This window comes from Bacteroides sp. (assembly GCF_052357945.1).
Taxonomy (GTDB): domain Bacteria; phylum Bacteroidota; class Bacteroidia; order Bacteroidales; family Bacteroidaceae; genus Bacteroides.
In genome coordinates, this window is record NZ_DAWCXD010000173.1 from 1 (window position 1) to 9181 (window position 9181).

9 protein-coding genes and 4 tRNA genes are annotated in these 9181 nt (G+C 39.6%); 4 read left to right on the forward strand and 9 right to left on the reverse strand.

What is annotated here, in order from left to right; genetic code table 11:
- From ACT8YW_RS20170 to rpsU, 8 genes are all read right to left on the reverse strand, one after another.
- Positions 1 to 197: GTP-binding protein (locus tag ACT8YW_RS20170; RefSeq protein WP_254306587.1), on the reverse strand; the 197-nt coding region annotated here is incomplete at its 3' end.
- Positions 198 to 248: 51 nt separating this feature from the next.
- Positions 249 to 320 (reverse strand) — tRNA-Thr (locus ACT8YW_RS20175).
- Between the two features lie 10 nt (positions 321 to 330).
- Positions 331 to 403: transfer RNA gene (locus tag ACT8YW_RS20180), tRNA-Gly, on the reverse strand.
- A 28-nt stretch (positions 404 to 431) separates the two neighbouring features.
- Positions 432 to 514 (reverse strand) — tRNA-Tyr (locus ACT8YW_RS20185).
- An 85-nt stretch (positions 515 to 599) separates the two neighbouring features.
- Positions 600 to 673, reverse strand: a tRNA-Thr gene (locus ACT8YW_RS20190).
- 97 nt (positions 674 to 770) lie between these two features.
- Positions 771 to 1070 (reverse strand): ribosome hibernation-promoting factor, HPF/YfiA family, encoded by a 300-nt coding sequence (hpf, locus tag ACT8YW_RS20195; protein ID WP_004323771.1) that lies wholly within the window; start codon positions 1068 to 1070, stop codon positions 771 to 773.
- Between the two features lie 16 nt (positions 1071 to 1086).
- A complete protein-coding gene (gene xerC / locus ACT8YW_RS20200) occupies positions 1087 to 1968 on the reverse strand; it encodes a tyrosine recombinase XerC (protein ID WP_074707590.1) in 882 nt (293 codons plus the stop codon).
- Between the two features lie 73 nt (positions 1969 to 2041).
- A complete protein-coding gene (gene rpsU, locus ACT8YW_RS20205; protein WP_002558090.1) occupies positions 2042 to 2233 on the reverse strand; it encodes a 30S ribosomal protein S21 in 192 nt (63 codons plus the stop codon).
- A gap of 187 nt (positions 2234 to 2420) precedes the next feature.
- Between rpsU and ACT8YW_RS20210 the strand changes: the two genes are divergently transcribed.
- The 4 genes from ACT8YW_RS20210 (at position 2421) to ACT8YW_RS20225 (ending at position 7972) form a co-directional block, all read left to right on the forward strand.
- Positions 2421 to 4202: an aminopeptidase P family protein gene (locus ACT8YW_RS20210; RefSeq protein ID WP_270293477.1), complete on the forward strand. Its 1782-nt coding sequence runs from the start codon at positions 2421 to 2423 to the stop codon at positions 4200 to 4202.
- A gap of 125 nt (positions 4203 to 4327) precedes the next feature.
- Entirely contained in the window at positions 4328 to 4843 is a 516-nt protein-coding gene (locus ACT8YW_RS20215) for a gamma carbonic anhydrase family protein (RefSeq protein WP_444106940.1), read from the forward strand.
- Between the two features lie 286 nt (positions 4844 to 5129).
- Positions 5130 to 6341: a peroxiredoxin family protein gene (locus tag ACT8YW_RS20220; RefSeq protein ID WP_444106941.1), complete on the forward strand. Its 1212-nt coding sequence runs from the start codon at positions 5130 to 5132 to the stop codon at positions 6339 to 6341.
- Positions 6338 to 7972 (forward strand): TlpA family protein disulfide reductase, encoded by a 1635-nt coding sequence (locus ACT8YW_RS20225; protein WP_444106942.1) that lies wholly within the window; start codon positions 6338 to 6340, stop codon positions 7970 to 7972. The genes ACT8YW_RS20220 and ACT8YW_RS20225 overlap by 4 nt, the downstream gene beginning before the upstream one ends.
- A 321-nt stretch (positions 7973 to 8293) precedes the next feature.
- On the opposite strand, the gene ACT8YW_RS20230 is transcribed toward ACT8YW_RS20225, so the two are convergent.
- Positions 8294 to 9181: 3-deoxy-D-manno-octulosonic acid transferase (locus ACT8YW_RS20230; protein WP_444106943.1), on the reverse strand; the 888-nt coding region annotated here is incomplete at its 5' end.

Genomic DNA, 9181 nt, shown 5'->3' on the forward strand with positions numbered 1-9181 from the left:
GAAGTATTGATAGTAATACCTCTTTCTTTTTCTTCAGGAGCGTTGTCGATAGAATCGAAAGAACGCAATTCTGAAAGACCTTTTTTAGCCAACACAGTAGTGATAGCAGCAGTCAAAGTGGTTTTACCGTGGTCAACGTGACCGATTGTACCAATGTTTACGTGCGGTTTGGTACGTTCAAATTTCTCTTTAGCCATAGCTTTACTTGTTATTTATTTGATTAATAATCAGCATTTACATCCTTTATGAGCTGTTACCGGGATTTGAACCCGGGACCTCTTCCTTACCAAGGAAGTGCTCTACCACTGAGCTATAACAGCAAGAAAAGAGAGCGGAAGACGGGGCTCAAACCCGCGACCCTCAGCTTGGAAGGCTAATGCTCTATCAACTGAGCTACTTCCGCATTCTTGCCAAAGTTGTCACTCTGATTGTGGGCAAAGATGGATTCGAACCACCGAAGGCGTAAGCCAGCAGATTTACAGTCTGCCCCATTTGGCCACTCTGGTATTTGCCCTTTTCAAAATCAAGAAATAAAAGAACTATTTTCAAACAATATGATAAAGACAGATGTTCTATCTTTGTCCTTCGGTTTCTTTTTGAGCCTCTTGTCGGATTCGAACCAACGACCCCGAGATTACAAATCACGTGCTCTGGCCAACTGAGCTAAAGAGGCAAACTTACTAAAAAATGCAACCGTCACGTTCTAACGCGAGCGAAACGGCTGCAAATTTAGTTATTTATTTCTTTCCCGCAAAATATTTGGGATTTTTTTATTTGCTACGTTGCTTTTCCTTGTATTTAACCAGCTGTTTACCGAGCGCTTCCACATCTAAATCAATTGCTTCTTCAAATGTATCGCATACTTTGCTTGCATAAAACTCTCCATTTGGGATCAATATTTTAATGCCCGCTTCCTTGTTTTCAGCAACTTCTGGTTTAATTACCTTTAATGACACCTCTACTTTCTTTATATCTTCGTAATATTTTTCCAACTTGGACACTTTCTTCTGAATAAATGCCTGCAATTGCTCTGACGCATCAAAGTGAATTGATTGAATTCTAACATCCATACTTACCTCCTTTTTTTTAAGCTCTTGGATGAGCTTGTTTATACACTTTTTTAAGTTCTTCAAATGTGGCATGTGTATAGATCTCGGTAGTTGTTATACTCTCGTGACCCAAAAGTTCTTTTACCGCCCCCAGCTCTGCTTCATTATTCAGCATTGTGGTAGCAAAAGTATGCCTCAACACGTGAGGGCTCTTTTTCTTCAACGTCGCCACCTTTGACAGGTTCCGTTTCACTAAATTATAGACTAGATTCTTATAAAGCCGTTCACCATTCTCTCTAATAAAGAAAGCTTCCGACCTTTCCGGAATCGTTTCGTTTCTTACATTAATATATTCAAGCATCAACTCCTGCAGTTCGTCACCGAACGGAATCAGCCGTTGCTTGTTTCTTTTCCCGGTCACTTTCAGAAGAGAAGCCGAAAAATCCACATCCTTATTATCCAGACCTATCAATTCCGAAAGTCTCATGCCGGTAGCATAAAACACTTCAATAATCAACCGATCCCGACAGCCTTTAAATCCTTCACCAAAGTCCGTTTCATCCAATAACCGATTCATTTCGTTTTCTTTTAAGAACACAGGCAACGGCTTTTTGTTTTTAGGTCCTTTTATTTTACGCAAAGGATCTATAGTCGTTTCTCCCTGCCTCAAGAGATACTTGTAAAACGTTCGGAGCGAACTTAGCTTACGATTTACAGAAGTTGAGGTATACCCTTTATCCATCAATGAAACAATCCATTCACGAATCAGTTCCGCCTCGACCTCTAACGGATTAAATTTTCCATACTCTTCCTGAGCAAACTCCTGCAGTTGCTTTATATCTTCACCGTACGCAAGAACGGTTTTTTCAGAATAGTTCCGCTCATACTGGAGATAATCAAGAAAAGATTCTATCAACATAATATCGCTACATCTAAAATCGTGCAACGAATGTATGAAAAGAATTCAATAATTCAAAGGAAATTACGAATTATTAATCTTCTACTTGCTGAAGTTGTTGTACGTAAACTGCGCGTTCTTTCTTAAGTCTTTTAGTTACAGACGGTTTATCAAACTGTTGTCTGCTTCTCAACTCTTTTACAATGCCAGTCTTTTCAAATTTTCTTTTGAACTTCTTCAGCGCTTTTTCAATGTTTTCGCCTTCTTTTACAGGTACTACAATCATTTTGTTACTATTAATATGTTATGATTAAAAAATTCCGCAGTCAAATTGCGCCGCAAAATTACACATACTTTCTTTATTCACAAAACTTTCGGCAAATATTTCTCAAAAACTATTCATAAACAAGTTATTAAATGCAGAAAGTTAGTACCTTTGAAACACTTACATGTCTATAATAATATAATAAAGTATGAAACAGAGCATAAAAGAGCGAGTGCATGCACTGCGCATGACCTTTCATTCCAATTCTATCAAAGCGTTCATTATTCCCAGCACCGACCCTCATCTTAGTGAATATGTGGCTCCCCACTGGATGTCACGGGAGTGGATTTCCGGTTTTACTGGTTCTGCCGGAACAGCGGTTATCCTGATGGATAAAGCAGGATTATGGACCGACTCACGTTATTTTCTGCAAGCTACGAAGGAATTGGAGGGCAGCGGCATTACCTTATATAAAGAGATGTTGCCGGAGACTCCCAGTATTACAGAATTTCTCTGCCAACACTTAAAACCTGGAGAATCTGTAAGTATCGACGGGAAAATGTTCTCTGTGCAACAGGTCGAACAGATGAAAGAAGAACTGGCGGCACATCAGTTACAGGTCGACATATTTGGAGATCCATTGAGTAGCATTTGGAAGGACCGACCCGCCATGCCTGATTCTCCTGCTTTTATTTATGATATCAAATATGCAGGGAAAAGCTGCGAAGAGAAAATATCCGCCATCCGTACGGAGTTGAAAAAGAAAGGTGTCTATGCTTTATTCATATCCGCACTCGACGAGATCGCATGGACTCTCAATTTGCGAGGAAACGATGTACATTGCAATCCGGTCATAGTAAGTTACCTGTTAATCACACAGGATGAAGTGACTTATTTTATTTCACCGGAGAAAGTGACGGCAGAGGTAGAGACTTATCTAAAGGAACGGCAGATTGGAATACAGAAGTATGATGAGGTAGAGACATTCCTGAATTCTTTTCCGGGAAAAAACATTCTGATTGATCCACGGAAAACGAATTATTCTATCTATTCGTCTATTAATCCGCAATGTTCTATTCTTCGTGGAGAGTCGCCTGTCGCATTATTGAAGGCGATTCGCAATGAGCAGGAGATTGCCGGCATCCACGCTGCCATGCAACGGGATGGAGTAGCACTCGTCAAATTCCTCAAATGGCTGGAAGAATCCGTATCTACCGGAAAAGAGACAGAATTAAGTATAGATAAAAAGTTGCATGAGTTTAGGGCTGCACAACCTCTCTACATGGGGGAAAGTTTCGACACGATTGCAGGATATAAAGAACATGGGGCAATCGTACATTATTCGGCTACCCCGGAAAGTGACGTGACTCTTCAGCCCAGAGGGTTCTTACTCTTAGATTCAGGAGCCCAATATCTAGACGGAACCACTGACATCACCCGAACCATTGCCTTAGGCGAACTTACAGAAGAAGAAAAAACGGATTATACCCTTATATTAAAAGGACACATCGCGTTGGCTATGGCCAAATTCCCTACCGGAACCCGTGGAGCCCAACTCGATGTACTAGCCCGTATGCCTATCTGGAACCACAGGATGAATTTTCTTCATGGCACAGGACATGGCGTCGGACATTTCCTGAGTGTACACGAAGGTCCGCAAAGCATTCGTATGAATGAGAATCCAGTCATTTTGCAGCCCGGTATGGTTACCTCCAATGAGCCTGGTGTTTATAAAGCAGGCAGTCACGGGATACGTACGGAGAACCTGACGTTGGTTTGCAAAGATGGAGAGGGAATGTTTGGAGAATATCTTAAGTTTGAAACTATCACTTTATGCCCAATCTGCAAAAAAGGGATCATCAAGGAAATGCTGACAAATGAAGAAATTGAATGGTTAAACAATTACCATCAGACTGTCTACGAGAAGTTGTCACCGGATCTTAACGAAGAAGAAAAAGTTTGGTTACAAGAGGCAACTGCTTCCCTTTAAACAGAACTTGTCTGACACCCGGGTGTCAGACTGCTCAAGACCCGGGTCTCATACATCACGACACCCGGGTGTCGTACAACATAGAACTGCATTAAATAAAAAACTTTATTAGAAACAAATATTATATGGCTTTAATTAAATCAGTACGGGGTTTTACTCCCGAAATCGGAGAAAACTGCTTCCTCGCAGATAATGCAACTATTATAGGAGATGTAAAAATAGGAAATGATTGTAGCATTTGGTTTAATACAGTATTAAGAGGTGACGTCAACTCCATACGAATCGGCAATGGTGTCAACATTCAGGATGGAAGTGTCTTGCATACGTTATATCAGAAATCGACTATTGAAATTGGCGATCATGTATCCGTAGGGCATAATGTTACCATTCATGGGGCGACCATCAAAGATTATGCACTGGTAGGGATGGGGGCAACCGTCCTGGATCACGTCGTAGTTGGCGAAGGAGCAATCGTTGCCGCCGGTTCGCTGGTATTAAGCAATACCATCATTGAGCCGGGAAGCATTTGGGGAGGGGTACCCGCGAAATTCATTAAAAAGGTAGATCCTGAACAAGCCAAAGAACTGAATCAAAAAATCGCTCACAATTATTTGATGTATTCGCAATGGTATAAGGAATAACATTAAGTAAAACCGGAAACTAAACTTCGTTCCTCCTTTCTCTTAAAAACATAAGAGTAAGGAGGAACGTTTTTTCAAAGACCACTGACACTTCAATAGCCACATAAATAAACAAGTCATTTACAAACACATACCTATAAGATTCAGACTATCAAAACTAATCATCATTGATTTCCAAAATCCATATTCATATTATTTAACCATCTGGAAATAGTTATATTACGAATCATTCGTAGCTTTGTGAGACATTAAATCTGAACAGTGAATCAACAAACACTTATTCATTATGAAAACAAAACTACTACTTACAATTCTCTTATTGGCAGAAACAATAACCGCCAATGCACAAAACGCAGAAAAAGAATATTTAAAGAAAGTACTTACCAATTTAGAAAGGATTGAATCTGCAACCTACCATGTCACCAACGAAAGCTGGCAACCAGGTGATTCAACCGCATTATCTACCTTACACGGCTTCGTTAAAGAATACGATAATCCAATGGACTCAACCATAGGTGCAAGTTATGTTTCACTGGATACCAATGATACAACAAAGCTAGAATTTTGTTATGACGGTAACATAAGAGCATTACCCTATCACGAAAATAAGAAATTAGCAATTGATGATTTCACATTCAGACCGCTTCCTTTCAGATTAGTAAGTTCTCCATTCTTCAATCACGCAAAGAATATCATCAAATATGCACTTACCACTAAGGATCATATTACAACAGAACTGAAAGACGAGGGCGATAATTATTATTTTAAATTAGTAATTGATGAGAATCAACAGGTTGAATTCTTTGGAAGGGCTTATCACATGCCACTTCCTCCATTCGATATCGGCAGTACAACTTCTATTTATGAATTATGGATTAACAAATCAAATAATTTACCTTATAAAAAACGAAGAGAGATGTCGCATGATATTTCCGTTTCAACTTACTCGAATCTTGAAATCAATAAACTAACAATCAACGACTTTAATGCGTCTGATTATTTCCCCAAAGATTATGAAATAGTAAAATACAGCGACCTCTACAAGAAAAAAGAAGAATCAACAGCATCCGAACTTATAGGGAAAAAAGCTCCGGACTGGATATTAGAAAATATAGAAGCACAGCCGGTATCATTAGCCGACTACAAAAGCAAAATCATACTAATCAACTTCACAGGCATTGGTTGTGGTGCCTGTCAGGCAGCCATCCCCTTCTTGAAACAGCTAAAAGAATCATTCACCAGTGAAGAGTTTGAGCTGATTGCAATAGAATCCTGGAGCCGTAAAGTATCTGCTATCCGAAATTACGCAAAGCGAAAGGAATTGAATTATACCATTCTGAATGCAACAAATGAGGTTATCAAACAATATCAGACCGGTGGTGCCGCACCTTACTTTTTCATAGTAGACCAAGAACGAATCATACGAAAAGTAATCAGAGGTTATAGTAATGAGAATACAGATAAAGAAATAATAAATGCAATAAAAGAACTACTATGAACATGAACAGACTATTTACTTGTCTTTGTTTGTCCTTGTTATTCAACCTGGCACAAGCACAATTACCCATCCCCGAATATCAGAAAGGAAAGGCCATTTTAAGTGGTACAATCGCCAATTACCATCCGAATGATAATCTGATATTCAAGATCGGAGCTCCCAATATCGTGATGGGAACAGCCGAAACTCTTTATCCGACTGTTGAGTCAGACGGAAGCTTTACTATTAATATTCCTCTCTACCATCATACACAAGTACGGATGATGATAGGAAATGCTGATTTAGTCATTCTGCTAAGTCCCGAAAAAGAAACAAATGTAGCTATCAATCTAAGTAATCCACCAGGAAAACAGTTTGTATTTAGCGGTCAATATGCTACCATTAACAATGAATGGTGCCAGCCGGAACTGATAACAAAGATACCACCTGTTTATAGTGATGGCGACCTATTGGATTCCATTGTAGGCATTAGTGCCAATGAATTCAAAAAACGATGTATCAACCAATACAAACGATATGTAACGCACAACAATGCACAGTTACAATTCAGCGAAGACACTCGCACACTCGCCAATCTCTCATGCGCATTTGATTGCCTGGAAAATCTACAGGCCACCCACTATTGCCTGCAAACTGCTTATCAAAAGAAGGAAAACATTACGCGGGAACAAGCTTTTGCTGCTTTTCTTGATGTATATTTGCCCGATGATTTCCACAATTATTTGAAGGATTTCCCAATCAATCACCCTTTAGCACTCTATTGTTATAATTACCGCAATGTAGTCATGGATTTATATGATACCCACAAAGACCCACTCGCTTACGAAAAAAATCTATTAAAAAATGCACCACTCACTAAAGAGGAACAGACACTTATCCATCAATATGAAACAGCTTTCAAAGCAGGTATCTCCTTTCAGCAAGAAAGCGAGCTAATGGCACTTAGTGCAAAATACTTCAAAGAAAATGACCAATTCAGATGGGAGTCATTCTCCAAAGCAAAAGAACGTCTTAGTAATATCATACAAGACAGCACAAGTTTAATAGTTGACTACATACGGGCAATCTATATGCGTTCCAGTTTTTACAATTTACAACCTCTGACACCCCGACAAGAGCTCATGGCTTCGGAAATTACCAATCCTATTTTCTTAGGTATCATTCAAGACATGAACCGCCAGATGCAACCCCGACAGAAAACGATAACAAAGAAATTCACTATTTGCGAAGCACCACAAGTCCCGGAAAAGGAACTGTTGACTGCTCTCATTACCCGCCACAAAGGGAAGGTACAGTTTATCGACTTTTGGGCTACCTGGTGCGGTGGCTGCCGGCAAATCATCAAGGAATATGAACCACTAAAGAAAGAAATAGGTGAAGACAAAGTTGCTTTCATTTACCTCACAGGCCCCAGTTCTATAAAAAAGACTTGGGATATACTAATACAAGACATTGCCGGAGAACATTACTGGCTGAACAAAGAACAGTGGGGTTATCTTTGGAATCATTTTCAGATGACGGGATTACCGATGTACCTGATAATAGATAAAAAAGGAAATATCGCAAAACAATTCACCCACGTAACAGCCAAAGAGTTGAAAGAGTTGCTAGAGTTAGAAGTCAACAGATAAGGTGCCTAGCTACAAATGCAGGAAACAGGTTCTTCGTCAAATCTGGTGAAAAGTTGTCCTCTATTTTATCTAATTCAGTTGGTGCCTGTTTCTTCTTATCAAAGCAATAAAAAAAGAATAAATATCAACTTGGAAATAAAAAGATAAAGAATTTACCACCCAATTTGACAAAGAGCCGAAAGCAATGAGAAGTGTGCCAAAGCTCCTTAATAAACGAAGAATCACCTTTATCACAGATAGTTGTAGTAAAGGTGATTCTTTATTGATAAGGGTTTTAAACTGCCCTCTTATATCGAATTCACATTGATCTACACAATATATTTAGAAGTTAATCATGTGCATTATCTTCTCTGTAGCTCCGGCATTACTAGTCACATAATAACCGGCATTTGTTCCTGTTTCACGCAAGAACAATTCATCTGTCAGGAAACGATCCAGCAAAGTTTTCAGTTCGTCGTAATCCTTGATGGAATAAGCCCCTTTCGCTTCGAGCAATTGAACTGCTTCCATAAATTTCTGATACTTCGGTCCGAAAATCACCGGAATACCATATACGGCCGCTTCCAATGTGTTATGAATACCTACTCCAAAACCACCGCCGATATACGCTATTTCACCATAACGGTAAATAGAGGACAGCAGTCCGAAACAGTCTATTATAAGGCAATCCGCTTTCAATACATTCCTTTCGTCGGCACGGGTATAGCGCACATACGAACGTTTCAATTTACCGATGATTTCAACCAAGTGATTCTCGTCGATCACATGCGGAGCAATAATCAGTTTCATTTCCGGATGATTATTGAAATATTCGAGGAATAAATCCTCATCAGGTCCCCATGAACTTCCGGCAACAAAAGTAAAAGAATTGTCTCCTTTAAATTTCTCCACCAACGGGAGCTCTTTAGCCTCTTCGCGGATTTGCAGTACACGGTCAAAACGGGTATCCCCCACCACTGTCACACGACTAATGCCGATTTTTGACAAATAACGTTTGGATGCCTCATTCTGAACAAACAGATGATCGAAATCTTTCAAGACATTGCGATAAGTGCCACCATACCATTTAAAGAATATTTGTTCGCGACGGAAGATAGACGACACACTATATACCGGAATACGGCGCTTGTGAAGCTCATCCAGATAATTCTTCCAAAACTCATATTTGATAAAGAACGCCATGCAAGGATTTGCAATATCCAGGAACTT

Bases quoted from the DNA above. Each gene is read 5' to 3' on its own strand.
- hpf (WP_004323771.1), bottom strand. From the start codon at position 1,070: ATGGATGTTAGAATTCAATCAATTCACTTTGATGCGTCAGAGCAATTG.
- xerC (WP_074707590.1), bottom strand. From the start codon at position 1,968: ATGTTGATAGAATCTTTTCTTGATTATCTCCAGTATGAGCGGAACTAT.
- rpsU (WP_002558090.1), bottom strand. From the start codon at position 2,233: ATGATTGTAGTACCTGTAAAAGAAGGCGAAAACATTGAAAAAGCGCTG.
- ACT8YW_RS20210 (WP_270293477.1), top strand. From the start codon at position 2,421: ATGAAACAGAGCATAAAAGAGCGAGTGCATGCACTGCGCATGACCTTT.
- ACT8YW_RS20215 (WP_444106940.1), top strand. From the start codon at position 4,328: ATGGCTTTAATTAAATCAGTACGGGGTTTTACTCCCGAAATCGGAGAA.
- ACT8YW_RS20220 (WP_444106941.1), top strand. From the start codon at position 5,130: ATGAAAACAAAACTACTACTTACAATTCTCTTATTGGCAGAAACAATA.
- ACT8YW_RS20225 (WP_444106942.1), top strand. From the start codon at position 6,338: ATGAACATGAACAGACTATTTACTTGTCTTTGTTTGTCCTTGTTATTC.